Here is a 26,542-nt window from a genome sequence, read left to right as displayed (position 1 = left end):
CACGCATGCGCCTGCGAACATCTCGCCACTACTTCACGCTGGAACAACCAGGCGTTCTCCTGGCTTGATCACAGTGATGGGAACGTCCGGGACCAGACGACGGGCGGCATCGACGTAGAGCGCCGGGTCTTTGTCGCTCTTGAGGATGAGGCGATCGCCGATGAGGCCGGCTGTGAACGCGTAGTGCTGCGGGATTGCCAACTTGGGGTGCAGAACGGACGTGAGTTCGGCGGCTTCTTCGGCGTTCATGACGACCTGCTTGTTTCCCGCCATCCGTATGTGGAGACCGTTGACCGGGAGCAGGGTGACGTCGAGGGGACCGAAACGGTCGGGCAAGGTGCGCAGTTCCGACGTGAAGAGGGTGTCGCCGGCGAAGTAGACGCTGCGGCCGCCGCCTGCGATCACATACGTGACTTCGTAGACCCCGTGCTCACCTGGCGCTGCATGGAAAGTCAGGTCACCGACGTTCGTGTTCTCCCACGCCTCGAGTGGAGTGACGTTCGTGAAGCCTGCCTTCCGCGCCTTCTCGACAACCGGGCCGGCGACGATCATCGGTACGTCCTGGTCCGGGTATCGCTTGAACGCGTCGAGGTCGCAGTGGTCGTAATGCTCGTGGCTGATCACGACAGCATCGAGGTGTGGCAGTTCCTCCGGTTGAAAGGCGATGGGCTCGCCGGGGTGGTAGAAGGTCTTCTGTGAGAACCACGGGTCTGTGAGCACCGTCAGTTCTCCGATCTCGATCAGGTGGCAGCTGTGGGTGACGCGGGTGATCGCGAGCGACTCGGCCATGACGGTTCCTCTACTTTGCAGGCGGCAGGCATCCGGTCCATTTGGTACTCAGTACCACAGCATACGCAGTTCCGAATGGTTCCGCATACCGTTTCCGTGTAGTCTCAGGCCGTGTCGCAAACCAGGCCCAATGGCGAGTCCCTCAGGGAGCGCAAGCGACGTCTCGCCCGCCAGCGCATCATCCAAGCCGCGGACGAGCTCTTCGCCGCGAAAGGCTACGACAATGTCTCCGTGACGGACATCGCGGCCCACGCCGATGTGGGACGCACCACGTTCTTTCGCTATTTCGGAGACAAGGCCGAGGTCGTGTTCGCACACGAGGAGGACATTCTCGAGCGGATCACCCAATTCGCGGCGGGCGAGGCCGTGGCGCCAGCCCGCACCGCCGCGGAGGCAGTCGAGCAACTGCGGGCTATCGTCGTCGCACTTTGTGCTTACGCAAGCGACAACATCGACGGTTATGCACTGCACTACGAGTTGGTCGAAAAGCACCTTGAACTACGCGCGCACGATGCCCTGAAAACGCAGCTGATCGCCGATCGATTTGCTGAACTTCTCGTAGGTCGTGGCACGAGTGAGCCGACGGCAGTGTTCGCAGGCCTGGTCGCACTGGCCTGCTATCAGGTAGCCCGCCGCCGGGCGACGAGCCCCGACCGGCTCGGAGCCGAGGCTAACGCCGCATTCGACCAGTTAGGGTCGCTCTGAGCCGGTCGCCGACACGACGCCGACGCTGAGAGTACACACCGTCGGAATGTGCCTGCTGGTGGGAATCACAGCTCTGTTCGCCGTGGTGGATCGACACGATGCGAAGCTGGGTTCGGGAATCGGCTCCGCCCGCCACGGGGGCGTGAGGTGATCGCGCGCTCGCACACCCCCGGTATCAGACGGCGACCGCGAGGCAGGCGACCAGGCCGACGATCGTGATCACGACGAAGGCGCAGACCACGAGGACCGTTCCCTTGGCCTGACGACGGCGGTCGTCGGTGCGATCCGCTCCCCACAGCTCGGCCTTCAGCCGCACCCGGTGCGCCTCGGCGACGATGTCGCTCGTGCCGGGAAGCGAGAGGTCGAGCGACCCGCGTTCGAGCTGCTGCTCGATGCGCAGCGCCTCGTCGAGCGTCATAGACGCCTTCGCGACACCCCGCGCGATCGTCCGCGGCCGGGCATCGGCGCGCCCGCTGCCGTCACCTTCGGCCATCGTGCACCTCCGATCGGGTCTCGGTGCTTCCAGGGTACGAGTCTGGACCCGGATCGGTTCGGCGTCTACTCCTGCTGACCGGCCGGCAGGAACCGATAGCCCATCCCCGCCTCGGTGATCAGGAAACGCGGACGAGACGGCTCGGGCTCCAGCTTCTTGCGCAGCTGGGCCAGGTACAGGCGGAGATAGCCGGAGTCCGAGGTGTGGTGCGGTCCCCACACCTCGGTGAGGATCGCCTCCCGGGTGACAAGGCGGTCCGGGTTGCGCACCAGCAACGCCAGGATCTGCCACTCGGTGGGTGTGAGCCGCACCGGATGTCCGCCCCTGGTGACCCTGCGCCCGGCGAGATCGACGAGCACGTCGGCGAACTCCACGCGAGGCTGCTCGTCGGCTGCCGGCATCCGTCGCACCAGAGCACGGATGCGCGCCAGCAGCTCGTCCGTCGCGAACGGCTTCGTCACGTAGTCGTCGGCACCCCGGTCGAGCGCCTCCACCTTCTCGGCCGAATCGGTGCGGCCGGAGATCACCAGGATCGGTACGGTGCTCCAGCCGCGGATCGCCTCGATCACGGCCAGTCCGTCGAGACCCGGCATGCCGAGGTCGAGGATGACCAGCTCCGGGTGGTCGTCGATCACCCGGTCGAGCGCCTGCTTGCCGTCCGCGGCGATGGTCACGTCGTATCCGCGTGCGGAGAGGATGATGCGCAGCGCACCGAGGATCTGCCGGTCATCGTCGGCGACGACGATCTTCATCGGGGTCCTTCCGCAGAGTGCTGGCCGGCCGGCTCCCCGGCGCGCGTGAAGAGGGGCAGCGCGACCACCATGGTGAGCCCGCCGCCCGGTGTGTCTTCGGGCGTGAGCGTACCGCCCATTCCCTCGACGAAGCCTTTGGAGAGCGCGAGTCCCAGACCGATTCCGGTCGTGTTGTCGGTATCGCCCTCGCGCTGGAACGGCTGGAAGATGGCCTCTTTGTGTTCGTCGGGCACACCGGTGCCGCTGTCGGCGATGCGTACCTGCACCTCGTCGCCGAAGACGCTGACGCTCATCCGCGGCGGGCTCCCGTGCGGAGAGTAGCGCAGCGCGTTGGCCAGCAGGTTGACCAGCACACGCTGCAGAAGCACCGGATCGGCCATCACCGCAGGCGTTCCTTCCGGCACATCGAGCTCCACGCTGCCAGGTGGCGCCGAAAGCTCCTCGAGCACAGGCGGCAGCAGGTCCTCGATATCCACCCTGCGCAACGAGACGCCGAGCACGCCGGCCTGCACCCGTGAGACGTCGAGCAGGTTCGTGACGAGCGCGTCGAGGTTCGCGAGGCTGTCCTTCGCTGTCTCGAGCAGGGCATCCCTGTCGAGTGCGCTCAACTCGACCTGCGGAGAGCGCAGACTCGTTACGGCAGCAGTCGCTGCGGCGAGCGGCCGGCGCAGATCATGGCCGACGGCCGCCAGAAGCGCCGACCGCACGCGGTCCGTTTCGGCCAACGGCTTCAGTTCGCTCGCGGTCTCGCTGAGTTCGCGATGCTCGAGCGCGGCATCCAACTGCGTCACGATCACGGAGAGCACGCGGCGATCGGATGCCGTGAGTTCCGCTCCGTAGAGCTCCAGCGTTCCGCGCTCCCCTACGCGCTCGACAGTGCGCGCCTGGTGCACCTCGGTCGAATCGGCCTGGTGCGGCAGCGCCTCCTCCGGCTCCGTGCCTTCCGAATGCCCCGCCTCCTCCGAAAGAACCGTGCCGTCGTCGTCGAGCAGTCGCACGCGACTGAGCCCGAACGCCTCGCGGGCTCGTTGCACGAGGGCATGCACGGCGTCCTCGCCGCGGATGACGCCGCCGGCGACCGTCGCGAGCACGTCGGACTCCGCCGCCGAGCGCTGTGCCGCCCTCGTGCGCCTCGCGGCCTGATCGACGACGAAGCTCACGAGGGCTGCGCCGACGACATAGAGCAGCAACGCGAGCAGGTGCACGGGCTGCGCGATCGTGATGGTGTAGATCGGTGCCACGAAGAGGTAGTCCAGCGTGAGGCCGGAGAGCACGGCGGCGAACAGTGCGGGCCAGATGCCTCCGACGAGCGCGACCACGACGACGAGCAGCTGAAACGCCAGAACGTCGCTGGCCAGGGCATCCGGGCTGCGGAACAGCCAGAGGAGCCAGCTCAGCAACGGGCCTCCGGCCAGCGCGAGCACGAATCCGTACACCCGTCGCCGCACGCTGAGCGCGCCGCGTGCCCGCGGGAGCACGAGCTGACGGCTGCCCGCCGCCGCGTGCGAGACGATGTGCACGTCGATGTCGCCGGATGCCCTGATCACCGTCGACCCGATGCCGGGACCGGTGAGGAACGCGAGCAGCCGCGACCGCCGGGAGACCCCGATCACGAGCTGCGTGGCGTTGACCGCTTTCGCGAACTCGACGAGAGCTGCCGGGATGTCCGACCCGACGATCTCGTGGTACGCGCCGCCCAGCTTCTCCACGAGCGCCCGCTGCTCGGCGAGGGCTCGCGGATGCCGCTCCCGCAGTCCGTCGTCGCTCACCACGTGCACGGCGAGGAGTTCGCCACCGCTCGAACGCGCCGCGATGCGCGCGCCCCTGCGCAGCAGGGTCTCGCCCTCCGGACCGCCGGTGAGCGCGACGACGACCCGCTCGCGCGCCTCCCATTTGCCCTCGATGCCGTGCTCGCGGCGGTAGGTCTGCAGGGCGCTGTCCACCTCGTCTGCGAGCCAGAGCAGGGCGAGCTCGCGCAGCGCCGTGAGGTTGCCGAGCCGGAAGTAGTTCGAGAGCGCGGCATCCACCCGCGCTGCCGGATACACGAGCCCCTCGGCGAGGCGGTCGCGCAGCGCCTGCGGCGCGAGGTCGACCACCTCGACCTGATCGGCGGCGCGCAGCACGGCATCCGGAATCGTCTCCTGCTGGCCGATCCCCGTGATCTGCTCCACAACGTCGTTCAGCGACTCGATGTGCTGGATGTTCACCGTCGAGATGACGGTGATGCCGGCATCCAGAAGCTCCTGCACGTCTTCCCAGCGCTTGTCGTGCCTGCCCCCTGGGGCGTTCGTGTGGGCGAGCTCGTCGACGAGCGCCACTTCGGGACGCCTGGCCAGCACGGCGTCGAGGTCGAGGTCGGTGAGCGTCACGCCGCGATACCCCACGCTGCGGCGGCGAACCACGTCGAGGCCCTCGAGCATGGCCGCGGTCGCCGCGCGGCCGTGCGTCTCCACGACCGCCACCACGACGTCTTTGCCGGCCTCCGCAAGGCGCCTGCCCTCCTCGAGCATGGCGTACGTCTTGCCGACGCCCGGCGCCGCACCGAGCAGCACACGCAGTCTGCCTGTCGTCATGCCGACCCGATCATCTGAAGGCCTTGTCCCCCGCCGGATCCATCTTCGACAGCGCCAGGTTGAGCTGCAGCACGTTCACCGTCGGCTGACCGAGGTAACCGAGATCCCGCCCCTGAATCCTAGACTTCACCAGCGCTTCCACCTCGGATTCCGGGATGCCTCGAGCTTTGGCCACGGCGGGAACCTGAAGCAGCGCGTAGGCAGGGCTGATGTGCGGATCGAGACCCGAGGCGGATGCCGTCAGCGCGTCGGGCGGGATGCTCGTGGCATCCGCACCGTCCAGCTTCTCGATGGAGGCCCTGCGCTGCTCGATCTCGTTGGTCAGTTCCGGATTGTTCGGTCCGAGGTTGCTGGCGCTCGACGCGTTGCCGTCGTAGCCCGCGCCCGCGGAGGTGAGCGCTGCGGAGGGCCGGGACTGGAACCACTGGGGCAGCGCCCGGCCCTTAGCGTCTGTGAACGACTGGCCGATGAGGCTCGATCCGACCGTCTCGGCGCCGACTCGCACGAGCGACCCGTTCGCCTGCCGCGGCATGGTCAGCTGCCCCATGCCGGTCAGGACGAGGGGGTACACGACGCCCAGCGCCACGGTGAGCACGATCATGGCTCGGACGGCGACCCAGTACTGCCTACCGGTGCCGCGAAGGGCGGGGCTCATTGCGGTTCTCCTTGGTCTGGGAATTGGTTCGGCGCAGAGGTCGAGTTCGGTATCTGCATCAGAACCCGGGGATCAGTGAGACAGCCAGGTCGATCAGTTTGATCCCGATGAACGGCACGACGATGCCACCCAGCCCGTACACCAGCAGGTTCCGTCCGAGCAATTGCGAGGCAGCCGCCGGCCGGTACCGCACGCCGCGAAGGGCGAGCGGTATGAGGGCGACGATGATGATCGCGTTGAAGATCACGGCCGAGAGGATCGCGGACGACGGCGAGTGCAACCGCATGATGTTGAGCACCTGAAGTCCGGGAAACACGCCGACGAACATGGCCGGGATGATGGCGAAGTACTTGGCTACGTCGTTCGCGATCGAGAACGTGGTCAGAGCGCCACGGGTGATGAGCAGCTGCTTGCCGATCGAGACGATGTCGATGAGCTTGGTCGGGTCGGAGTCGAGGTCGACCATGTTGCCGGCCTCCTTCGCGGCCGACGTTCCGGTGTTCATGGCGACACCGACATCGGCCTGGGCGAGTGCGGGCGCATCGTTCGTGCCGTCTCCCGTCATGGCGACGAGCTTTCCGCCCTCCTGCTCCCTCCTGATCAACGCCAGCTTGTCCTCGGGCGTGGCTTCCGCGAGAAAGTCGTCGACACCCGCTTCGTCCGCGATCGCCTTCGCGGTCAGGGGGTTGTCGCCCGTCACCATCACGGTGCGGATGCCCATGCGCCGCATGTCGGCGAACCGCTCGACCAGTCCCGTCTTGACGACGTCTTTGAGGTGGATGACGCCGAGGATGCTCGTCGTGCCCTCTGCGACGCGTGTCGCGACAGCGAGCGGTGTGCCGCCGGACTGCGAGATCCGCTCCACCACCTGGTCGAGCTCGGCGACCACGGCGGGCTCGACGGGAGACCCCTGCCTCGCCCAGCCGATCACGGCGCTCGCAGCGCCCTTGCGGATCAGCAGTCCGTCGGTCAGGTCGACCCCGCTCATGCGGGTCTGGGCTGTGAACGGTACGACGTCGCCCGCCACCGACGCCGGCGGCGTGCGTCCCACCGATGTCGCCAGGGCGACCACCGAGGATCCCTCCGGGGTCGGGTCGCTGAGCGAGGCCAGTGCGGCCGCATCCACGAGATCGTCGACGGCTGTGCCTGCGACCGGGACGAATTCGCTCGCCTGCCGGTTTCCGTACGTGATGGTTCCGGTCTTGTCGAGCAGCAGCGTGGTCACGTCCCCGGCCGCCTCAACGGCTCGACCCGACATGGCGAGCACGTTGCGCTGCACCAGCCGGTCCATGCCGGCGATGCCGATGGCGGACAAGAGCGCTCCGATGGTCGTGGGGATGAGGCAGACGAGGAGCGCGACGAGAACCGGTACGGACGGTGTCGCGTGAGCGAACCCGGCCACCGGTCCCAGGATGAGTACCACGACCACGAAGGCGATGGTCAGGCTGGCAAGCAGGATCTCGAGTGCGATCTCGTTCGGCGTCTTCTGCCGGCTCGCGCCCTCGACGAGGTGGATCATCCGGTCGACGAACGTCTCGCCCGGCTTGGAGGTGATGCGCACCACTATGCGGTCGGACAGCACTCGTGTGCCTCCTGTGACCGCGCTCCGATCGCCGCCCGACTCGCGCACGACTGGCGCCGATTCACCGGTGATCGCCGATTCGTCGACCGAGGCGATGCCCCACACGATGTCGCCGTCGCCAGGGATCAGGTCACCGGCACTGACGACGACGATGTCACCGAGCTTCAGCTCCGCCGACGCGACCCGGGCCGTGGCGGCATGCAGAGCACCAGGATCGTCCTCGCTGTAATCGACGACGCGATACGCACTGGTCGTGGTGCGGGTTGCTCGCAGGCTGGCAGCCTGCGCCTTGCCCCGCCCCTCGGCGACCGCTTCGGCGAGGGTGGCGAACACGACCGTCAGCCAGAGCCATACGGCGATCCACCACGTGAATGCCACCGACGTCGTCGTACCACCCGAGACCTGCTGGCCGAGGAAGGGTTGCGCGATGGCCAGCACGGTGGTCAGCGCGGCGCCCACCTCCACGATGAACATCACCGGGTTGTGCCACAGCTCGCGCGGGTTCAGCTTGCGGAGGGCATCCGGGAGGCTCGTGAGAAGCTGACGAGCGTTGAATGCGCCGCCGCGCGTCTTGCCTTCGCCAGGATGCCGTGGCGCAACGGTCTCGGGTTCGACGATGGTCGTTTCGTCACTCATGTGTCAGTGGAGTCCTTCGGCGAGCGGCCCGAGGGCGAGTACGGGGAAGTAGGTCAGCGCGGTGATGATGAGGATGGTTCCGACGAGCAGCCCGACGAACTGGGGCCGGTGCGTCGGCATCGTGCCTGCAGTGGAGGGGATCCGCTCCTGAGCGGCGAGCGAGCCCGCCAGCGCCAGCACGAACACGATCGGGATGAACCTGGCGAGGAACATCGCAGCGCCGAGCGACGCATTCATCCATGGCGTGTTCGCGAAGATTCCGCCGAAGGCCGACCCGTTGTTGTTCCCGGCGGATGTGAACGCGTAGAGGATTTCCGAGAACCCGTGCTGTCCCGGGTTGAAGATCGTGGTCTTCTCGACACTTTGCAGCACTCCGGGAATCGCGAAGCTCAGCGCGGTGCCTGCCAGCACGATGGTCGGCGTCGTCAGGAAGTACAGGCTGGCCAGCTTCACCTCGCGCGAGCCGATCTTCTTGCCCAGATATTCGGGTGTGCGACCGACCATGAGACCGGCGAGGAATACCGCGACGATGGCCATGACGAGCATCCCGTAGAGCCCGGCGCCGATGCCGCCGGGGGCGACCTCGCCCGTCATCATGTTGATCATCGTCATCATCCCGCCAAGTGGGGTGAGGCTGTCGTGCGCGGCATCCACCGCACCCGTGGACGTCAAGGTGCTCGTCGTGCCGAAAAGGGTTGACCCGACGAGGCCGAAACGCTGCTCCTTGCCCTCCATCGCGCCGCCCGCGGCGGCGGTCGCCGCTCCCCCGGTGGTCGACTCGATCCAGGTGAAGAGCGAGACGGACGCCACGAAGATCACGCCCATCGCGGCGAGGATGGCGTAGCCCTGCCGTCGGTCGCCGACCATCGTGCCGAATGCCCGAGGCAGGCTGAACGGCACGAGCAGCATGAGGAAAACCTCGACGAGGTTGGTCCACGCAGCGGGGTTCTCGAACGGATGCGCCGAGTTCGCGTTGAAGAATCCGCCGCCGTTGTTGCCGAGCAGCTTGATCGCCTCCTGGGAGGCGACGGGACCGCCGGGGATGCTCTGCGTTCCGCCGGTCAGCGTGTGCACGGTCTGCACCGCATTCAGGTTCTCGATCGCTCCGCCGGCGATCAGGATGATCGTGAAAATCACCGAGAGCGGCAGCAGGATGCGCAGGATGCCCCGCATCAGGTCGACCCAGAAGTTGCCGATCGTGCCCGATCGGCGCGCGACGAACCCGCGCACGAGGGCGATCGCGACGGCGAGACCCACGGCGGCGGAGACGAAGTTCTGCACGGTGAGGCCGGCCATCTGCACGGTGTAGCCGAGGGTCGCCTCCGGCGAGTACGACTGCCAGTTCGTGTTGGTCACGAACGAGATCGCCGTGTTGAACGAGAGCCCTTCGGGCACGGCGGGAAGGCCGAGCGAGTACGGCAGCCAGGCCTGCAGCCGCTGCATCAGGTAGACGAGGAACACGCCGACGATGGAGAAAGCGAGCACGCTGCGCAGGTAGACGGGCCAGCTCTGTTCTAACGACGAGTCGACGCCGATCAGCCGGTACACGCCACGTTCGATCCTCAGGTCTCTGCGCGAGGTGAACGTGCGGGCGATGTGGTCGCCGAGCGGGCGGTAACAGATCGCCAGCATCAACGCGACGGTGGCGAGCTGAGCGAGAAACAGCCAGAACGTGAGCACCTAGAACTTCTCCGGCTTCACGAGGGCATACACGAGGTACACGAGCGAGGCCGCGGCCAGTACGGCCGACAGAACGACGAAGAAGGTCACAGCTTCTCCACCGCCCGTGCGACGAGCGCCACGACGACGCCGAGCGCTGCGATGCCGAGGATGCAGGCGAGGTCCAGCACGAGGATGCTCCGATCCCTGTCGCGCCGCTGTCACGGCGGGCCGCGCTGTGCGGCCAAGGCACCATCGAACTCGTGCCGTGCGAGCAGGGACGCACCCCTTACGGAATCCACACGGCCTACCGCCGAATGCTCACGGATTCCGTGCGAGCAGGTTCCGACCCGGCGCGTTCCCGCCGGCTCTTCAGCCTTCTGAGCAGAGCGGTCACGACGATGGGCAGAACGGAGACCACCACGACCAGCACCATGAGCACATCGATGTTGCTGACGACGAACGGAATCCCGCCAAGCAGCAACCCCAGGATCACCATGACGATGCACCACGATGCCGCGCCGAGAACGTTCCAGAGCACAAATCTGCGGTACGGCATCCTCGCGACGCCGGCAGCCAGCGGCACATAGGTGCGCACGATCGGCACGAACCGGCCCAGCAGCAGCGATGGAGCTCCGTATCGGCCGAAGAACTCCTCCGCACGCTCGAGGTGCTGCGGCTTAAGGATGCGTGCGCCCGGCTTGAACAGTCGCCTGCCGAAGCGTTTGCCGAGCCAGTACCCGGCCTGGTCGCCGGCGATGGCAGCGACGATCCCCACGAGCGCGACCATCCATGCCTGGATGCCCAGCTGAGGAGCAAGAATCGCGGCGGTGATCAGAAGAGAGTCACCTGGCAGGAACGGAAACAGCAAACCGGACTCCACGAACACCAGCACCGCAATGCCCAGCAGCACCCAGGGCCCGAAGGCGTGCAGCCAGCTCGAGGCATCCAACAGCGGAATGGCGGTGTGAAGAATCATCTGATGCCTTTCGAGCTCGCGACCTGTCCCTTCTTCCACCGTCGCGGCTCGATACCAAGAACCGGCACAGCAGCCGTCGACGAACGTGTGGATAACCCGAAAGTTCCCCGAGAGCGCGGAATCAGCCGCGACAGGCGAGTGTCAGTTCGCCAGACCCATCCGGTCTGCGATTTGCGGCAAGGCCCTCGCCCACACGTAGCGGACGGTGTTCCAGTCGTGTCCCGAGCCGCGGGAGATCACGAGCTCCGTCCTCATCCCCGCTCGTTGCGCCGCCGCATTCAGCTCTGTCGCGTAACGCGTGTACTTCACATCCCGCGCTCCGGATCCGAAGATCGCAAAGCTGTCCCGATACGGTGCGTGCTTGGCCAGCAGGGTCAGCGGTTTCGCCGCGTGGTATGCGGCCGCGGAGCCGCCGAAGCCCTCCGCGACCGTCTTCGAGCCGATGGTGGGTGCGAGCTCCCCGAGCACGTCGACGATGGAACCGAACAGCTCCGGATGGCCGGCCCCGAACTGGATAGCGCAGGTTCCGCCTTGCGAGTACCCGGCAACCGCCCAGTACCTGCTGCTTTCGGCCACGGGCAGATGGGTTCGGATCCAGGTCGGCACGTCGATGGTCAGATAGGTGGCGGAGTTCCCGAGCGGGGAGTCGACGCACATCGGGTTCTGCCCAGGGGATCCCAGCTGGTCGGCGGACACCACGATGGGCGCGAGACCCTTGTGCTTCGCAGCGAACGCGTCGTAGGTCGCCGCTGCCCGGCCGGAGGTGAACACATCCGCCGGCGTTCCCGGCTGACCACTGAACAGCATCACCACCGGAAGCACAGGCGGATTCGGCACCAAGGCCGCCGGCGGGAGATAAACCACAGTCTCCCGCGCCTCGAAGTGCGAGGCGGTCGGCGCAATGTTCACGGTCCCGACGCGGCCGCGCTTCGGCATGCCGGCAGGCGGCCGCCAGTCCTTCCCCAGATTCGGGTCCATGGCACCGGCGTGCGCGGCAAGGTCCGATGCGGGCAGAGCCGAGTACGGGACGATGCCGAGCGCGTCGTTCAAGTCGCGGTACGCCCCCTCGTCCACGTTGATGCCGGCTGCCGCGACCAGAAGAACACCGGGGATCATGGCGACGGCGATCCCCTTTCGCCACCACCTGGTCCCCCACAGATTCATGATCGCGAGGAACACACCGGCGAAGGCGATCGCCACCCACATGCGCGTGACTGCCGTCAGAGGAAGCCCGAAGACGTTCCAGACGTCGCTGACCAGCCACGCCAGCAGAAGACCTACCGCCGCTCCCAGGGCCGCCGCGCCGAAGGAACGCAGCAGTGGCCTGGGTCGCGGCGACCTCAACAGCAGATACACGCCGAGCAGCGCGACAACGACATCCAGAGGGATCAGAAAACTGCTCTTGTCGATCCGCAGCGTCAGCAACCAGTGCAGCGGATCCAACATGCGAACTCTGCCCCTTCTCTCGCGGTCGCGAACAGACCTCCGCCTTCAGACCACTTCAGGCAGATGAAAGCGAGGTAAGGCTACTGGTCGACCCAGAAGCCGCGGCCACCGAACCATCCGCCGCCGTAGCCGTCGTGACCGCCGAGCCCGCCGCCCAGCCCGTTGCCCGAACCGCCAAAGAGGTCAGCTCCGGCATCGAAGGCGCCCTCGCCGCGTCCGCGGCGAGACCCGCGCGATCCCAGATAACTGTCGACCACCGCGACTCCGAGGTCGTCCAGCTCGGGTGCGACGACGCGTCCACCCACACGGCGCGCGAGTCCGTCGACGAAGCGGGCCAGACCCGGGTCGGAGCCGAGGCGGAAGATCGTGATCTGTGCACCCAGCCGCATCGAGACATCCAACTCGTCCACGGTGTGCGCAATGGTGATCGGGTGCGGCGGGTAGGCGAACCGCACGGAGCCGTCTGCCTCCAGGTGCGAGGTCGGCTCCCCGTCGGTGACGATGAGCAGTACGGGCTGAGCGTCGGGATGCTTGCGGAAATGCCGGTTCGCCAGCAGCAGCGCATGATGCAGGTTGGTGCCCTTGTCCCACATGGCGTCGAGCCCGGTCAGCTCCTCGATCTCCATCACCTGCGCGTGACGGGAGAACCCGATGAGTTCGAGCCGGTCGTCGCGGAACCGGGTGCGGATGAGCGTGTGCAGCGCAAGCGCAGTGCGCTTCATGGGCACCCACCGGCCGTCCATCGCCATCGAGAACGAGGTGTCGACGAGCAGGGCGACCGTCGCCTGTGTGCGCGACTCGGTCTCCTCCACCTCGATGTCGTCCAGCGCGATGCGACGGCCGGCCGCCGCACCGCCCGATGCACGGCGGAGCACCCCGTTCAGCATGGTGCGCGGGATGTCCCACGGCTCCGTGCTGCCGAACTCCCACGGTTTCGTGGCTCCGGATGTCTCCCCTGCGGCGCCTGCGAGCCGCACGTCGCGCTCTCCTCTGCGCTTGGACATCCGGTTCGCGATGTCGCGCAGCAGGGTCTGGCCGAGCTGCCGCATGGCCTTCGGGGTCAGCTGCAGGTTGCCATGCGAATCGCGGCGGAACGTGTTGCTGCGACGGAGCGCCTGTTCAAGGTCGCGCAGCGTTCGTGCGTCGACCGCCGCGTCATCGCCGAGCTGCCTGGCCAGCTTGTCGAGGTCGACGTCATCGAGGCGCGCGCCGTCGTAGCCCTGTGAGAGCTGCTCGGACAGCTCGTCCAGGTCGGCGAGATCCGACAGCACCTGGGTGCCCTCCGCAAGCCCGAGCGGCTGGTCTCCGTCGAAGCGTTCCGATCCACTCCAGTCCTCCCCGGGGCGCAGCGCCTGCAGGTTCGCATCGAGGTCGGCGAGCTGCTCCATGAGCTGGGGCGACCCGAACGCCTGGGCGGAGAGCTGCATCAGCTCCTGCCGCTGCTCCTCGGTCATCGAGTTGAGCATCCGCTGTGCCGCCGCCGAACGCGCGGCAAGCGCATCGATCAGCTCGTCGACGTTCTGCGGGTTCTCCGGAAAGTACTGCCCGTGCTCGGCCATGAACTCGCCGAAGTCCTCGGGCGTGTCCTCGCCACGCCGGTGCTTGTCGAGCAGCCGGTTGAGGTCGGTGAGCATCTTGTTCACCGATGCGCGGTCCTCGTCGGTGACGTTCTGCAGCGTCTGCTTGAGTCCCGAGAACCGCTGCCCGAGCAGCTCCTGACCGAGCATGTCCTTGATCTTCTGGTAATCGGCTCGCGCCTGCGACGACCGCCAGTCGTAGTCGCTCAACTCGTTCACCGCAGCCGAGGTCGACTGCGGCAGGCTCTCCAGCCGCATCTCGGCGAACGAGCGGTCCGTGTCGTCCATGTCGACGTCGCGTGCCAGCTGCTTGCGCTCTTCCAGCACGGCGTGATCGAGGAGCTTCTGGATGTCTTGCAGCGTGCCGCCGAGATTGTGCCGCCGCAGCAGGTCCCTGCGTCGTTCGGCCACGCGGCGCGACAGGTCGTCGAGGCCGGTCAGGTCGCGCCCGCCCCTTCGCAGGAACTCGCTCAGCGCGCGCTCGGGCGAGTACCCTGCCATGACGTCCTCGCCGATCGCGTCGAGCGCTTCGGCGAGGTCGACCGGCGGCGCGAGCGGGTCCCCGCCCTCGTAGCGGTGGAACCGGCTGACCGGGGAGCGTGGCGCGCCGTGTGGATGCTCAGCCATAGATCGTCTCGTTCCCGTCGGTGTCCTTGCCGATCTTGCGCGCCAGATACAGGCCCTCCAGTGCCAGCTCGATGGCGGCGGCGCGCTCGCCGTCGGTGCGGGCATCCAGTCGTTCGACGATCTCGTCGTACACCGGGGACTCGCCCAGCATCGGCAGCCCGGCGAGGAACTCGGCAGCAGTGACCCGCTCGCCCGTGGCGACCATGGCTCCGCCCTCGATCGCGGCGACGAGGGGGCCGAAGTCGATGCCGCGGAAGTGGGCTCTCACCGCGTCGGCGGTGGCGGTGCGCAGCAGGTGGGTGAGCACCTCGGACTCCCGGCCCTGCTCCCCCGTCTCGAACTCGATCTTGCCGCCCAGCACGTCGACGGCCGTCGTGAGGTCGACCGTGCGGGCGACGGCGTCGTCCTCCCCGCGTGCGGTCGAGCGATGCAGCGCCGCGGCCGCTATGGTCTCGGCGCCCGCGATCGCGAACCGGGCGCTGACGCCGCTGCGCTGGTCGATCGAGCTGGATTCCCGCAGGCTGCGGGTGAACCTGGCGAGGATCTCGATCAGGTGGTCGGGAACATCCGCCACCAGTTCGGCCTCCTGCCGGATCACGGCGATCTCCGCCTCGAGCTGCCGCGGATAGTGGGTGCGGATCTCGGCGCCGAACCGGTCCTTCAGCGGCGTGATGATGCGGCCCCGGTTCGTGTAATCCTCCGGGTTGGCGCTGGCGACGACGAGCACGTCCAGCGGCAATCGCAGCACATAGCCGCGGATCTGGATGTCGCGCTCCTCCATCACGTTCAGCATCGACACCTGGATGCGCTCGGCCAGATCTGGCAGCTCGTTGATCGCGACGATGCCGCGATGGCTGCGCGGGATCAGCCCGAAATGGATGGTCTCGGGGTCTCCCAGCGAGCGTCCCTCCGCGACCTTCATCGGGTCGACGTCTCCGATCAGGTCGGCCACCGACGTGTCGGGCGTCGCGAGCTTTTCCACGTACCGTTCGCTGCGGTGCCGCCACGCCACAGGCAGGTCGTCGCCGAGCTCGGCGGCTCGGCGGATCGAGGCGTGGGTGATCGGCTGATACGGATGCTCGCCCAGCTCGGACCCCGCGATGACGGGCGTCCATTCGTCGAGGAGTCCGCCGATGGTGCGCAGCACGCGCGTCTTGCCCTGTCCGCGCTCGCCGAGCAGCACGATGTCGTGTCCGGCGATGAGCGCACGCTCCAACTGCGGGATGACGGTGCTCTCGAACCCGTGCACGCCCGGCCACGGATCCTCGCCTGCGCGCAGCTTCGCCAGGAGGTTGTCTCGCACCTCGGCCCGCAGCGGTTTCTGCACGTGGCCGGATGCCTTCAGCTCGCCCAGCATGCTGATCCGTGGCGCGTCGGAGGCCGCCGGAGCACCGGCCGGAAGGTTCGGGGAAAGGGGGTACGACTCGTGCGAAGGCGTCATGCTCCACGATACGCACGGTGTCCCCGCGTGCGGGGTGGCGACGCGCTTTGGTCAGGCGCGGTTCAGGCTCGCTGTTCCCCAGTGAGAACGCCGGAGGCGAGCACGTGCCCGGCCACCGCGGGAAGCAGGTCGGCGAGACCGGCGAAATCGCGGGCATCCAACTCGATGTCGAGAGCGTAGAGGTGGAAGCCGTAATGGTGCACGCCGTGGCCGGGAAGCGGACGGGGTCCCTGGTAGGCCACCCAGCCGCGGAACGCGGGCACGTAATGCACGGCGAGGTTTCCCGGTGTGAGCGCGCCCTCTGCGACGCCGGTACACGGCTCGACCAGGGCTATCAGATGGACGATCGGGGCGTCGAACGGAACATCCGTGTCCTCGAGGATGAGCAGCAGTTGCTTCGTGCCTTCCGGCGGCGTGCTCCACGAGAGCTCCGGCGAGACGTTCGGCCCCTGTCCGATGCCGGAGTGCCGCTGAGGGATGCGTGCGCCGTTCTCGAACGATGGAGACGTCACCGTGAGGATGCCTCGGGCGGTGAGCTCGGGCGCGAACTGCACGCTGCGCTCCGGTTTCGAACGCTTGCCGCGCAGCATCCAGCCGAGCGGAGTGACGAGCAGGTCGGCCAGACGCATCGGTTCCCCTTCCCTCTGGTGTGCTCCCACTGCACGGGCGGGCACGGTGCCGACGATACGGCAACGAAGAGCTGGGAGTCGCCCCGCCCGCTTCGGCCCGGAAGGGACAATAGGCTTTCGAGGTGAACGAGTCGTCGAGGGTGCGATGCGCGCTATGGCGCGGCGTGCTGCGGGGAGGCATCCGATGAGGTCGTCACGACTGGAAGCGTTCAGCGACGGCGTGCTCGCGATCATCATCACCGTGATGGTGCTGGGCCTCGCGGCGCCGTCCGGAGACTCGTTCTGGTCGCTGGTCAGCACCTCCGGCCTGGGGCTCCTCACCTACCTGCTGAGCTTCATCTACATCGGCATCTACTGGAACAACCACCATCATTTGTTCCAGCTGCAGCCACGGGTGGACGGCAGGGTGCTGTGGGCCAACCTGCATCTGCTCTTCTGGCTGTCGCTCTTCCCGTTCACGACGGGCTGGCTGACGAAGACGGAGGTCGCCACCGCGCCGACCGTGGTGTACGGCGTCAATCTGCTGGCTGCGGCGGTGGCGTACAGCATCCTGCAGTCCGTCATCGCCCGGCGGCCGGGCGGCGACCGATTGCGGGAAGCGATCGGGCGCGATACCAAGGGCTGGCTATCGCCCGTGCTGTACGCCATAGGGATCGGGCTGAGCTTCGTCGTCCCGTGGCTCGGCCTCGTGCCGTACGTCGCGGTCGCCGTGATCTGGCTGATCCCGGACCGTCGCATCGAGCGGTACCTCGCGGCGCATCCCGACGACGAGAACTGACACCGCTAGCGTCAGTACCCGCGCGGCGCAAGCACTCCCGTGAGCGGCGCAACACCTGCTGGAGTGGCCGTATGCCCCACACCGCGGTGCACGCGCAGACCGGCAATCCGGAGCGTCCGGGCGCCGACCGCTGGGTGCCCGAGCGACACACGCTCGCGGCTCTGCGTCGCGCCGCACCCGATTGCCGTGGATGCGAGCTGTGGCGGGACGCGCGACACGTCGTGTTCTCGCAGGGCCGGGCATCCGCCGCCATGATGCTGATCGGCGAGCAGCCCGGCGACCACGAGGACACGACCGGTGAGCCCTTCGTCGGACCGGCCGGGAAGTTGCTGGATGACGCGCTCGAGGCAGCAGACATCGATCGGGAGACCACATATTTGACCAACGCGGTCAAGCACTTCAGACACCACGTGTCGGGTAAGCGGCGCATCCACGACAAGCCGGAAGTCGGCAACGTCATCGCGTGCCACCCGTGGCTGGAGGCCGAGTTCGAGGTGGTGCACCCTCAGGTCGTGGTGTGTCTCGGCGCGACCGCGGCGCGCGCCGTTATGGGCCGCCCGATCCCGATCACCCGGTCTCGCGGGCAGCGCTTCGAGGGGCCGGATGCCGCACCGGATGCCGCCGTGTTCGTCACGACGCACCCCTCCGCCGTGCTCCGGCTGCGCGGGAAGGACGGCTTCGACGAGGCGTTCGACCGCTTCGTCGGCGATCTCGAGACCGCCGCGGCGGCACGACGGTAGGCGACGACATCCCCATTCAGAGATCTTCGGGTGCGAGGTCGCCCTGCCCCTCATCGCCGAGTTCGGCCTCGAACGGGTCCTCGCCCTGCGACTCCGGCTGGGCCTCCTCGGGAATGCCGAACCCGGCCGCCTCGAGCTCTTCGTCCTCCTCGGCCTCGATGTCTTCCTCGGGAACAGGGTCGGGCTCACCGATGTCTTCCGGATCCCTCGGCTCGGTGTCGGCGGCAGGGATCGCCGCTCCCCCGACGTCGTCCGGTTCGATGTGGATGCCCTCGTCGCTGTCCATTGCTCACTCCTCGCGTGCTGAACGCGGCCGACCGGCCGCGGTCTGCACACGATAGAGCGAGACGGAGGCGCGCCGGAGCGGATTGACAACCGCGCCCGCAGTCCCCAAATGAGACGTACTCGCACCGGCGCTCAGTTCGAAGCGACGATGGTCCGGATGAGACCCGCGCTCTACGGCAGCCGCCCGCTCAAAGTGTTCCCGAGGTTCGGATCGCCGTCCGCACCTCACGGCGAGACGTCCTCGAACACGCGGTTGCGGGTGTGCACCGTGAACTGAGCGATCACCGACGCGATGATGAGGAAGCACGAGATCAGCATCAGCGCCCAGAACACCGAAAGCTGCGGAATGAGCGGTGCGAGCACGAGGATGCCGATGCCTCCTCCGACGTGGCCGACGCCGTCGACGATCGCGAAGCCCGTGGATCGCGCTCTGGTGGGGAAGTTCTCCGCGGTCAGCGCGTAGGTCGGCGACACCCAGAGGTTGAACCCTGCGAAGATCAGCATCGCGCCGATGAAGTCGATCGTGAGCGACTTGCCGGCCACCGCGATGAGGATCGCGCCGATGAACGTGACGACGGTTCCCACCGGGAGCCAGTAGCGCCGTTCCAGCTTCTCCACGATGAACGACATGACGATCGCCTCGACGACGAAGCCGATCGTCCCGACCGCGGCGATCACGCCCGCCTCCGGCGGCGAGAACTTCAGCGACGTGAGCACCGAGGTGAAGCCGGCCGCGTAGGCGTACACGGTGATGTACCCGAAGAACCAGAGCAGGAACAACAGGATGACCCGCTTCAGATAGACGGGGTTCAGGAAGATGTCCGCGTACGGCACGGTTCGGGCGGGCGGCCAGTGGGTGGGCACGTCATCCATAACCGGCGCGGCGAGCGCACCGCGACGTGCCGCGCGTGCCTCCATGCCCCCGGCGATCTTCTCCGCGTCGTCCACGCGTCCCCGCTGCAACAGCCAGCGCGGCGATTCGGGCAGCTGGAACCGCAGCAGAATGGCGATCACGGCGAGGACCGCACCAATGGCGTACATCCAGCGCCATCCGGATGCCAGTCCCAGCGCAAAAGGAAGCCCGGTCGGCCAGGGCGCCGGCGCTGTGGTGAGCAGCAGCCCGAGCCAGACCCCGAAGAAGGCGCCGAGCGCCGACATGATGAAGATGACCGTGGTGAACTTCGCTCGCGACTGCTTGGGCGAGACCTCGCCGATGTATGTGTTCACGATGGCGAGGTCCGCGCCGATGCCGATCCCCGTGACGATGCGGGAGATCGTGAAGTTCACGTAGTCGGTCGACAGCGCCGTGTACAGCGAGCCGAGCCCGGTGATCAGCATCGTGATCAGCAGCATGTTCCGGCGGCCGATCCGGTCGGACAGGGGCGAGAGCACGAGCGTGCCGACGACGTACCCGAGCAGGTTCAGCAGGGTCGGCAGCGGCAGGTAGGTCAGCGCAGTCTCGGGCGTGCACCCATGCACCAGTTGCGTACAGGTCTGCACGAACGACACGTTGATGTCGAAGATGTCGTAGAACGTGAACAGGAATCCGAGGCCGATGATCGCCAGAAAGGCGGGCGACAGCGACCAGGTTCTGATGCGGTCCAGCCGGGCCATAATGCGGCGCGACGACTCGGGGATGGGTTCGCCGTTCATCTGAAGCTCCTTCCACGTCACTGTGTGAGGGCGAGCGAAAACTTACCACCGAGCCCGCGTCGTGTCCTACACCCGCTCGAACACGGCGGCGAGCGCCTGCCCCCCGCCGATGCACATCGTCTCGATCGCGAGCGAGCCGTCGAGTGCGGGGAGTTCGTGAGCGAGTGTGGCGAGCATCCGCAGTCCCGTCGCCCCGATCGGATGCCCGATAGAGATGCCGCTGCCCCGCGGGTTCAGTCTCGGGTCTTCTGCGTCGATGCCCCAGTCGGCCAGGCAGGCGAGAACTTGCACCGCGAATGCCTCGTTGAGCTCGATCACGTCGAGTTCCGCCCACGTGACCCCCGCCCGGTCCAGAGCACGCTCGGCGGCAGGCACTGGCGCGACACCGAAGACGCGGGGATCGTTGCCGGCTATCGCCCAGGAGCGCAGGCGCAGCAGCGGCGTGAGACCGAGGGCGGTCGCGCGCTCCGGTGTGGTGACGATCGCGGCGGCGGCCGCGTCGTTCTGCCCGCTCGAGTTCCCCGCGGTGACGGTCGCGTCCGGATCGTCGCGTCCGAGGATCGGGCGCAACGCCGACAGTGCTTCCAGAGACGTGTCGGCTCGTGGATGCTCGTCGCGGTCGACGACCGTCTCCCCTCGCCTTCCCGGGACCACCACGGGCACGAGCTCGTCGTCGAACGCGCCGGATTGCTGTGCGGCGACCGCGCGCTGGTGAGAGCGCAGCGCAACCTCGTCCTGCGCCGCACGTGGGATCCCGTAGTCGCGTCGCAACTGCTCGGCCGAACCGACGTTGCCCTCCGGCGTCGGAAACGATCGGCCTCCCGCCGTCTCGCGTCCTCGAGCCAGAGCGTCGTGCAGCATCAGTCCACCCGAGGGGATGCCGCGCCGGCCTTGCTCGGTGTACAACGGCGCGTTCGACATCGACTCGGCGCCGAGCGCGATCAGCACGTCGCTGGCTCCGGTCTGCACCTCCATCGCGGCGTTGATCACGGCCTGCAGGCCGGAGCCGCAGCGGCGGTCGAGCTGGTATCCGGTTGTGGTGACCGGGAAGCCCGCGTTGAGCGCGGCGACCCGCCCGAAGGCGGGCGCCTCCATGGTGGGGTACCCCTGGGAACCGATCACACCCTCGACCGCGGCAGGATCGACTCCCGTCCGCTCGAGCAGGGCGCGCAGTACCGTCTCGGCCAGTGCCAGCGCCGACACCGGTGCGAGCGCCCCGCCCATGCGACCGACCGGGGTGCGCAGGGGCGAGCAGATCACGACGTCGCGAAGTTCAGGCATCCGTCTTCTCCAGTTCGACGACGAGCCCGGCGCCTGTCGCCCGCCTCACGTCGTCTTCGGTGACGCCTGGTGCGAGTTCACGCAGCACGAGGCCGTCGCCGGTGACGTCGATCACCGCGAGATCCGTGATGACCCGGTCGACGCATCCGCGGCCGGTGAGCGGAAGCGTGCACTGCTCGACGAGTTTGGGCGAGCCGTCCTTGGCGACGTGCTCCATCACGACGATGACCCGCTCGGCTCCGTTCACCAGGTCCATCGCGCCTCCCATGCCCTTGACCATCTTGCCCGGCACGGCCCAGTTGGCGATGTCGCCGGATGCGGAGACCTGCATCGCACCGAGTACGGCGGTGGCGATGCGTCCTCCGCGGATCATGCCGAAGCTGGTGGACGAGTCGAAGTAGCTTGCGCCGGGCAGCACCGTGACGGTCTCCTTGCCCGCGTTGATGAGCTTCGGGTCCGCCTGGCCTTCCCACGGGTAGGGCCCGACGCCCAATATGCCGTTCTCGGAATGCAGAACGACGTGCACCCCTTCCGGCAGATGGTTCGGGATGAGGGTGGGCAGCCCGATCCCGAGGTTCACGTACGATCCGTCCTCGAGCTCGAGCGCGGCACGGGCGGCCATCGCGTTGCGGGTTCGCGGCATCTCAGTTCGCCTCCTGATCTGTGAAGTGGGCTGCCCGCTGGCGCACGGTGACCTTCTCGATCGGGAGGTCCGCGGACTGCTCGGGCGTCAGAGCTACCACGCGGTCCACGTAGATCCCCGGCAGGTGGATGTCGTCAGGCGCGAGCTCGCCCGGCTCCACGAGCTCGTCCACCTCGGCGATCGTGATCCGCCCGGCCATTCCGGCGAGGGGGTTGAAGTTGCGGGTCGACTTCTCGAACCGCAGGTTGCCGTGCTTGTCGCCGACCGCGGCACGGACCAGCCCGTAGTCGGTACGGATCGCGGTCTCGAGCACGTACTCGCGCGATGTGCCGAACATATCGAACGGGCGCAGCTCTTTCGGCTCGCTCGCCACGGCCACGGTGCCGTCGGCGGCGTAGCGGATGGGCATCCCACCGTCGGAGACGGCGGTCCCCGCGCCGGTCGCTGTGTAGAACGCAGGGATGCCCGCACCGCCCGCCCGAAGCCTCTCGGCCAGCGTGCCCTGCGGCGTGAGCTCCACCTCGACCTCACCGCCCAGGTACTGCCTGGCGAACTCCTTGTTCTCCCCGATGTAGCTGGCGATCACGCGCCGGATGCGCCCCGCCGCCAAAAGCTCCCCGAGGCCCCAGCCGTCGACGCCGCAGTTGTTCGAGACCACGGTGAGACCCCCGACCCCGCGGGCGAGCAACGCTCGGATCGTGACGATCGGCACGCCGGACAGCCCGAAACCGCCGACGGCGAGCGATGCGCCATCGGGTATGTCGGCGACCGCGTCGGCGGCGGAGGCGTACGTCTTATCCATCGTTCTCCCGGATCTGTTTGGATGTCTCGGCCGGTTCGGCCGGCTGGCCCGCCTCAGCCTGCGAGTCTTTCTCGGTCGGCGAACCTGCCTCGGCCGGCTGGCCCGCCTCCGCCGGCGAGAAGGACGACTCAGCAGCATCGGCTGGCTCGGCGAACACCTGCCGCATGGCGGCGAGTGCACTGTTCGCGGCGGGCAACCCGGCGTAGAGGGCGGTGTGCTGGATGACCTCGGCGATCTGCGCGCGGCTCAGGCCGTTGCGCAGGGCGGCGCGCACGTGCATCCGCAGTTCGTTCTCGTGGCCGCCGGTCACGAGGCTGGCGAGCGTGGCGATCGACCGCTCTCCCCTGGTCAACTGCGGCCGTGCCCAGACTTCGCCCCACGCGTAGCGGGTGATGAAGTCTTGAAAGTCGGCGGTCTCCGGCGTGATCGCCGCGGTCGCCCGGTCGACGTGCGCGTCGCCCAGCACCTCGCGCCGCACGCGCATGCCCGCTGAGCGAACATCGCCCGGGGTTCTCGCTGAAGGCGTGCCGTCGGCCGCGATCTCCTGCCCTGACAGCTGCGATTCGATCAGCGCGGCCGTCTTCGCGGAACACTCGAGCGGAATCAGGTGCGAGGCATCCAGCTCCACGAATCGGGAGTCGGGCAGCGCGTCCGCCAGCTCGCGCATGAGCTCCGGGGTGGTCACGACGTCGTGACAGCCGGCGACGATCACTGCAGGGGCTCGCACCTCAGCTACGGCCTCGCGCCGGTCGAATGCGGCGAGCGCCTCGCAGCACAGCGCGTACGACTCGTCGTCGACGTCGATGAGCGTGCGCAGTGCGCGGCCGCCCGGCCCGTCGGGGTTCCGATCCAGGTAGCCGGGCGCGAACCAGCGCTGAGCGCTGCCCGCGACGACGGACGCGGTTCCGGATGCCCGCACCTGCGCCGCCCGCTCGGCCCAGCCGTCCGGGGTGCCGATGGCTGCTCCCGAGCAGAACATGCTCAGGCTCAGCACGCGCTCGGGCACGGTGAGTGCGAGCTCGAGGGCGACGGCACCGCCGAGGGAGTCGCCAGCCACGTGGAACGCGCCGCCGCCGACCTCGTCGACGACGTCGAGCGCCGCGGCCGCCAGGTCGCCCACGGTGAACGGATCGCGCGCGGCCGGTGACGCACCGTGGCCCGGCAGGTCGATTCGGAGGACGCGCGGTCGATCCGGGCTCGCGGCGAACGTCCCGACGACGCCGTCCCAGAGCTCTGCAGTCGTTCCGAGCGACGGGAGGAGAACCAGCAGCGGTGCGTCGGCCGCGGTCGGCGCCGCCGGGACCATGGAGCCGCGCAGGCGCAGATCCGTCATCGTGCGCTCCCTTCCGCCGTACCGCCGGGCGCCGCAACCCGGTCGAACCGCTCCACCGCGGCATCGACCACGCGCGCGGCCGCGATCGTGTCGCTCTCGTGCGCGCCGCGGGCGCCCGCGTCGAGCGACCTCCCTGCGGTGCCGTTCGATCCGGGATCACCGTGCACGACCAGGTCACTCGATGCCTGGTCGAGCAGGCTCGCGCTCTCGGCCGCGAGCCGGAGCGTCTCCCGCCAGGCCTGCCACTCGGCCTGCCATTCCCCGGCCGGACGCGCGTCGTAGCTCAGCGCCGCCGACTGCAGCACGGCCAGCGCTCCCCCGGCTCGAAGCCCGTTCGCCACGAGCAACACCGCGTCTACCGGGTTGTGCTTGTGCGGCATCGACGATGAGCCGCCCCCGTGCCCCGGCGTGATCAGGCCGTCTCGCGCGAGCAGGCCGAGGTCCCGTCCTATCCGGCCGCCGGCCGCGCAGACGCTCGCCGCCGCCCGCGTCAGCGTGAGCACCGCCGTTCTCTCGGTGTGCCACGACCGCCCGGGGTCCGTGAGACCGAGCTCCTCGGCGACGCGGCGGCGCAGGGTTGCGACCGCGTTCGGGTCGCCGCTTCGCCGCACCATGGCATTCCCATCGCCGACCGCTCCGCCGAGCTGCACCGGGTACGACACCGAGGCGAGCACCTCGAGAGCGGATGTGACGGCATCCAGCCAGACGGAGATCGCGGCACCCAGCGTGGTCGGCTCCGCCTGCTGGGTGAGCGTGCGCGCGATCGTGGGCGTCGCACGGTGCTCGAGCGCGAGGTCACGAAGCCTGCGACCCGCGGTCTCGAGCTGCGCGCGCGCTGCGCCCAGAGCATCCTTCGACACGATCATCAGCGCCGTATCGAGCACGTCCTGGCTGGTCATGCCCTGGTGAACCCGTTCCCCGCCTTGCCGGCGGAGCTCGTGCACCAGCCCGACGACGGGCACACCCGCCTGCCTCGATGACCGCAGCAGGGCATCCTCGTCGATCGCCTCAGCGCTCGGCGCGCCGCCCGACTCGACGCCGAGCAATTCGCACCACGCCGCCAGATAGGCCCGCTCGACCTCCACCATCGCTTCGAGCACACGGTCGTCCGACGCCACGAGGCCCGCGGCGCCGGCGGGTTCGAGCAGGCCCCAGTCGAACGCGTCAGCCACGCCCGTCGCCCTTGAAGTCGAGAAACACCGTCTCGCCCTCGCCCTGCAGCCGGATGTCGAACCGGTAGCTGCGCTCGCCGTCCTGTTCGACGAGCAGGGTGCCGCGGCGCTCGGCCGGAACGCTCTCAAGGAACGGATCGTCGCCCGAGAAGTAGGCGCGAGTGAAGAGGTGGTGCAGCAGCCCGCGCGCGAACACGGTGACGAGGATGTAGGGAGCGCGTCCCTCGGAACTGGAACCGGGCCGCACCGTGGTGAACGTGTAGTGCCCAGCGCGATCCACCGCTGCCCGACCGAACCCGGTCACCGTGTAGCCGTCCCGGTGCAGGCTGCCGCGTTCAGAGATCGGAGCACCGGATGCGTCGGGTCCCCAGATCTCCAGGATCGCGTCGGGTACCGGCTCCCCCGCCCCGTCGTACACGGTGCCGTGCAGCCGGATCGAGTCGGGATCCGCGCGGGAGGCGACATCCGGCCCGCCATCGTACGGCAGTGCGTACCCGAAGAACGGGCCTACGGTTTGCGACGGGGTCTGGAGATATTCCTGTTCAGGCATGGTCGGTCTCCTCCGGCTCCATCCAGGTGGCCTTGCCGCCGGTGAGCACGATGTCCCACCGGTAGCCCATCGCCCACTCCGGAACACTGAGGTCGTGGTCGTACACCGACTTCAGCCGCTCCCGCGCTGCCGGGTCGACGATCGACTGGTAGATCGGGTCGAGCGCGAACAACGGATCATTCGGAAAGTACATCTGGGTCACGAGCCGCTGAGTGAACGCCGAGCCGAACAGCGAGAAATGGATGTGCGCGGGCCGCCACGCGTTGCGGTGGTTCTTCCACGGGTAGGGCCCCGGCTTGATCGTAATGAAGCGGTATGACCCGTCGTCGCCCGTGATCGCACGGCCCACGCCGGTGAAGTTCGGGTCGAGGGGCGCCGGATGCTGGTCGCGCTTGTGCACGTAGCGACCGGACGAGTTCGCCTGCCAGATCTCGATGAGCTGTCCCCGTACCGGACGGCCTTCGCCGTCGAGCACGCGGCCGGCCACGATGATCCGCTCACCGAGCGGCTCAGCGCTGTGCTGGATCGTGAGGTCGCTCTCCTCCGGTGCCACGTCGGAGTGTCCGAACGCGGGCGAGACGAGCTCGATCTCCTCGGGGTCGGCGCGCACGAGTTCGTGGGTCGGATGCCGCAGCGTCGAGCTGCGGTACGGCCGGAAGTCCCGCAGCGGGTGCGTCGGCAACGGACCGGTTCCTGCGGCGGCGTGCACCGCGGCGATCTCGGCGCTGATCTGTTCCTGACTGAGCTCTGTCATGCATCCAC

Annotated in this window: 25 protein-coding genes; 3 read left to right on the top strand and 22 right to left on the bottom strand. The window is 68.1% G+C overall.

The features are described from left to right. Positions 1-33: 33 nt before the first annotated feature. Positions 34-789, bottom strand: coding sequence for an MBL fold metallo-hydrolase (locus ACYVII_RS08065; RefSeq protein ID WP_460533716.1), 756 nt, complete (start codon positions 787-789; stop codon positions 34-36). 111 nt (positions 790-900) lie between these two features. Here ACYVII_RS08065 and ACYVII_RS08060 point away from each other — a divergent pair, with 111 nt between their 5' ends. After that, on the top strand, positions 901-1,494 hold the full coding sequence (locus ACYVII_RS08060; RefSeq protein ID WP_460533713.1) for a TetR/AcrR family transcriptional regulator: 594 nt from the start codon (positions 901-903) through the stop codon (positions 1,492-1,494). A 175-nt stretch (positions 1,495-1,669) separates the two neighbouring features. Here the strand turns inward: ACYVII_RS08060 and ACYVII_RS08055 are convergent, their stop codons facing one another. The 12 genes from ACYVII_RS08055 to ACYVII_RS08000 form a co-directional block, all read right to left on the bottom strand. Continuing rightward, complete coding sequence (locus ACYVII_RS08055; RefSeq protein WP_460533710.1) at positions 1,670-1,987, bottom strand: hypothetical protein; 318 nt, start codon at positions 1,985-1,987, stop codon at positions 1,670-1,672. A gap of 65 nt (positions 1,988-2,052) precedes the next feature. Further along, positions 2,053-2,739 (bottom strand): response regulator transcription factor KdpE, encoded by a 687-nt coding sequence (locus tag ACYVII_RS08050; RefSeq protein WP_460533707.1) that lies wholly within the window; start codon positions 2,737-2,739, stop codon positions 2,053-2,055. Continuing rightward, positions 2,736-5,312 carry an ATP-binding protein gene (locus tag ACYVII_RS08045; RefSeq protein ID WP_460533704.1) on the bottom strand — a complete coding sequence of 859 codons (2,577 nt, stop codon included), beginning with the start codon at positions 5,310-5,312 and terminating at the stop codon, positions 2,736-2,738. The genes ACYVII_RS08050 and ACYVII_RS08045 overlap by 4 nt, the downstream gene beginning before the upstream one ends. Before the next feature lie 10 nt (positions 5,313-5,322). Then, entirely contained in the window at positions 5,323-5,967 is a 645-nt protein-coding gene (kdpC, locus tag ACYVII_RS08040) for a potassium-transporting ATPase subunit C (RefSeq protein WP_460533701.1), read from the bottom strand. 58 nt (positions 5,968-6,025) lie between these two features. After that, positions 6,026-8,185 (bottom strand): potassium-transporting ATPase subunit KdpB, encoded by a 2,160-nt coding sequence (gene kdpB / locus ACYVII_RS08035; protein WP_460533698.1) that lies wholly within the window; start codon positions 8,183-8,185, stop codon positions 6,026-6,028. Positions 8,186-8,188: 3 nt separating this feature from the next. After that, positions 8,189-9,817, bottom strand: coding sequence for a potassium-transporting ATPase subunit KdpA (kdpA, locus tag ACYVII_RS08030; protein WP_460534044.1), 1,629 nt, complete (start codon positions 9,815-9,817; stop codon positions 8,189-8,191). 48 nt (positions 9,818-9,865) lie between these two features. Next, entirely contained in the window at positions 9,866-9,955 is a 90-nt protein-coding gene (gene kdpF / locus ACYVII_RS08025; protein WP_460533695.1) for a K(+)-transporting ATPase subunit F, read from the bottom strand. A gap of 196 nt (positions 9,956-10,151) precedes the next feature. After that, positions 10,152-10,823: a DedA family protein gene (locus ACYVII_RS08020; protein ID WP_460533692.1), complete on the bottom strand. Its 672-nt coding sequence runs from the start codon at positions 10,821-10,823 to the stop codon at positions 10,152-10,154. Positions 10,824-10,964: 141 nt separating this feature from the next. Next, positions 10,965-12,269, bottom strand: coding sequence for an alpha/beta hydrolase (locus ACYVII_RS08015; RefSeq protein WP_460533689.1), 1,305 nt, complete (start codon positions 12,267-12,269; stop codon positions 10,965-10,967). A gap of 80 nt (positions 12,270-12,349) precedes the next feature. Further along, positions 12,350-14,473, bottom strand: coding sequence for a vWA domain-containing protein (locus ACYVII_RS08010; protein ID WP_460533686.1), 2,124 nt, complete (start codon positions 14,471-14,473; stop codon positions 12,350-12,352). After that, on the bottom strand, positions 14,466-15,830 hold the full coding sequence (locus ACYVII_RS08005; protein WP_460534042.1) for a magnesium chelatase: 1,365 nt from the start codon (positions 15,828-15,830) through the stop codon (positions 14,466-14,468). Before ACYVII_RS08005 ends, ACYVII_RS08010 begins: the two co-directional genes overlap by 8 nt. Positions 15,831-15,976: 146 nt before the next feature. Then, positions 15,977-16,588: a YbhB/YbcL family Raf kinase inhibitor-like protein gene (locus ACYVII_RS08000; protein ID WP_460533684.1), complete on the bottom strand. Its 612-nt coding sequence runs from the start codon at positions 16,586-16,588 to the stop codon at positions 15,977-15,979. A 139-nt stretch (positions 16,589-16,727) separates the two neighbouring features. Here ACYVII_RS08000 and ACYVII_RS07995 point away from each other — a divergent pair, with 139 nt between their 5' ends. Together ACYVII_RS07995 and ACYVII_RS07990 are read left to right on the top strand one after the other, a co-directional pair. After that, entirely contained in the window at positions 16,728-17,321 is a 594-nt protein-coding gene (locus ACYVII_RS07995; RefSeq protein WP_460533681.1) for a TMEM175 family protein, read from the top strand. A gap of 71 nt (positions 17,322-17,392) precedes the next feature. Continuing rightward, the gene (locus ACYVII_RS07990) at positions 17,393-18,061 is read left to right on the top strand and encodes a uracil-DNA glycosylase family protein (RefSeq protein ID WP_460533678.1); all 669 of its coding nucleotides are present in this window, start codon (positions 17,393-17,395) and stop codon (positions 18,059-18,061) included. 16 nt (positions 18,062-18,077) lie between these two features. Here the strand turns inward: ACYVII_RS07990 and ACYVII_RS07985 are convergent, their stop codons facing one another. From ACYVII_RS07985 to pcaH, 9 genes are all read right to left on the bottom strand, one after another. Further along, positions 18,078-18,347 carry a hypothetical protein gene (locus ACYVII_RS07985; protein ID WP_460533675.1) on the bottom strand — a complete coding sequence of 90 codons (270 nt, stop codon included), beginning with the start codon at positions 18,345-18,347 and terminating at the stop codon, positions 18,078-18,080. A gap of 224 nt (positions 18,348-18,571) precedes the next feature. After that, positions 18,572-19,999, bottom strand: coding sequence for an MFS transporter (locus ACYVII_RS07980; protein WP_460533671.1), 1,428 nt, complete (start codon positions 19,997-19,999; stop codon positions 18,572-18,574). Positions 20,000-20,065: 66 nt separating this feature from the next. After that, entirely contained in the window at positions 20,066-21,280 is a 1,215-nt protein-coding gene (locus tag ACYVII_RS07975) for an acetyl-CoA C-acetyltransferase (RefSeq protein ID WP_460533668.1), read from the bottom strand. Next, a complete protein-coding gene (locus tag ACYVII_RS07970; RefSeq protein WP_460533665.1) occupies positions 21,273-21,923 on the bottom strand; it encodes a CoA transferase subunit B in 651 nt (216 codons plus the stop codon). The genes ACYVII_RS07975 and ACYVII_RS07970 overlap by 8 nt, the downstream gene beginning before the upstream one ends. Position 21,924: 1 nt before the next feature. Then, on the bottom strand, positions 21,925-22,725 hold the full coding sequence (locus ACYVII_RS07965) for a CoA transferase subunit A (RefSeq protein ID WP_460533662.1): 801 nt from the start codon (positions 22,723-22,725) through the stop codon (positions 21,925-21,927). Continuing rightward, positions 22,718-24,058 carry a bifunctional 3-oxoadipate enol-lactonase/4-carboxymuconolactone decarboxylase PcaDC gene (gene pcaDC, locus ACYVII_RS07960; RefSeq protein ID WP_460533659.1) on the bottom strand — a complete coding sequence of 447 codons (1,341 nt, stop codon included), beginning with the start codon at positions 24,056-24,058 and terminating at the stop codon, positions 22,718-22,720. The genes ACYVII_RS07965 and pcaDC overlap by 8 nt, the downstream gene beginning before the upstream one ends. After that, positions 24,055-25,230 carry a lyase family protein gene (locus ACYVII_RS07955; RefSeq protein WP_460533656.1) on the bottom strand — a complete coding sequence of 392 codons (1,176 nt, stop codon included), beginning with the start codon at positions 25,228-25,230 and terminating at the stop codon, positions 24,055-24,057. The genes pcaDC and ACYVII_RS07955 overlap by 4 nt, the downstream gene beginning before the upstream one ends. After that, positions 25,223-25,780, bottom strand: coding sequence for a peptidase associated/transthyretin-like domain-containing protein (gene pcaG, locus ACYVII_RS07950; protein WP_460533653.1), 558 nt, complete (start codon positions 25,778-25,780; stop codon positions 25,223-25,225). The genes ACYVII_RS07955 and pcaG overlap by 8 nt, the downstream gene beginning before the upstream one ends. After that, positions 25,773-26,534, bottom strand: coding sequence for a protocatechuate 3,4-dioxygenase subunit beta (pcaH, locus tag ACYVII_RS07945; RefSeq protein WP_460533650.1), 762 nt, complete (start codon positions 26,532-26,534; stop codon positions 25,773-25,775). Before pcaH ends, pcaG begins: the two co-directional genes overlap by 8 nt. Positions 26,535-26,542: the final 8 nt, after the last annotated feature.

Source organism: Humibacter ginsengiterrae (genome assembly GCF_054780115.1).
This window is presented reverse-complemented; position numbering and strand designations above follow the sequence as displayed.

Bases quoted from the DNA above. Each gene is read 5' to 3' on its own strand.
- ACYVII_RS08065 (WP_460533716.1), bottom strand. From the start codon at position 789: ATGGCCGAGTCGCTCGCGATCACCCGCGTCACCCACAGCTGCCACCTG.
- ACYVII_RS08055 (WP_460533710.1), bottom strand. From the start codon at position 1,987: ATGGCCGAAGGTGACGGCAGCGGGCGCGCCGATGCCCGGCCGCGGACG.
- ACYVII_RS08050 (WP_460533707.1), bottom strand. From the start codon at position 2,739: ATGAAGATCGTCGTCGCCGACGATGACCGGCAGATCCTCGGTGCGCTG.
- ACYVII_RS08045 (WP_460533704.1), bottom strand. From the start codon at position 5,312: ATGACGACAGGCAGACTGCGTGTGCTGCTCGGTGCGGCGCCGGGCGTC.
- kdpC (WP_460533701.1), bottom strand. From the start codon at position 5,967: ATGAGCCCCGCCCTTCGCGGCACCGGTAGGCAGTACTGGGTCGCCGTC.
- kdpB (WP_460533698.1), bottom strand. From the start codon at position 8,185: ATGAGTGACGAAACGACCATCGTCGAACCCGAGACCGTTGCGCCACGG.
- kdpA (WP_460534044.1), bottom strand. From the start codon at position 9,817: ATGCTGGCGATCTGTTACCGCCCGCTCGGCGACCACATCGCCCGCACG.
- ACYVII_RS08020 (WP_460533692.1), bottom strand. From the start codon at position 10,823: ATGATTCTTCACACCGCCATTCCGCTGTTGGATGCCTCGAGCTGGCTG.
- ACYVII_RS08015 (WP_460533689.1), bottom strand. From the start codon at position 12,269: ATGTTGGATCCGCTGCACTGGTTGCTGACGCTGCGGATCGACAAGAGC.
- ACYVII_RS08010 (WP_460533686.1), bottom strand. From the start codon at position 14,473: ATGGCTGAGCATCCACACGGCGCGCCACGCTCCCCGGTCAGCCGGTTC.
- ACYVII_RS08005 (WP_460534042.1), bottom strand. From the start codon at position 15,830: ATGCTGGGCGAGCTGAAGGCATCCGGCCACGTGCAGAAACCGCTGCGG.
- ACYVII_RS07995 (WP_460533681.1), top strand. From the start codon at position 16,728: ATGAGGTCGTCACGACTGGAAGCGTTCAGCGACGGCGTGCTCGCGATC.
- ACYVII_RS07990 (WP_460533678.1), top strand. From the start codon at position 17,393: ATGCCCCACACCGCGGTGCACGCGCAGACCGGCAATCCGGAGCGTCCG.
- ACYVII_RS07985 (WP_460533675.1), bottom strand. From the start codon at position 18,347: ATGGACAGCGACGAGGGCATCCACATCGAACCGGACGACGTCGGGGGA.
- ACYVII_RS07980 (WP_460533671.1), bottom strand. From the start codon at position 19,999: ATGAACGGCGAACCCATCCCCGAGTCGTCGCGCCGCATTATGGCCCGG.
- ACYVII_RS07975 (WP_460533668.1), bottom strand. From the start codon at position 21,280: ATGCCTGAACTTCGCGACGTCGTGATCTGCTCGCCCCTGCGCACCCCG.
- ACYVII_RS07970 (WP_460533665.1), bottom strand. From the start codon at position 21,923: ATGCCGCGAACCCGCAACGCGATGGCCGCCCGTGCCGCGCTCGAGCTC.
- ACYVII_RS07965 (WP_460533662.1), bottom strand. From the start codon at position 22,725: ATGGATAAGACGTACGCCTCCGCCGCCGACGCGGTCGCCGACATACCC.
- pcaDC (WP_460533659.1), bottom strand. From the start codon at position 24,058: ATGACGGATCTGCGCCTGCGCGGCTCCATGGTCCCGGCGGCGCCGACC.
- pcaG (WP_460533653.1), bottom strand. From the start codon at position 25,780: ATGCCTGAACAGGAATATCTCCAGACCCCGTCGCAAACCGTAGGCCCG.
- pcaH (WP_460533650.1), bottom strand. From the start codon at position 26,534: ATGACAGAGCTCAGTCAGGAACAGATCAGCGCCGAGATCGCCGCGGTG.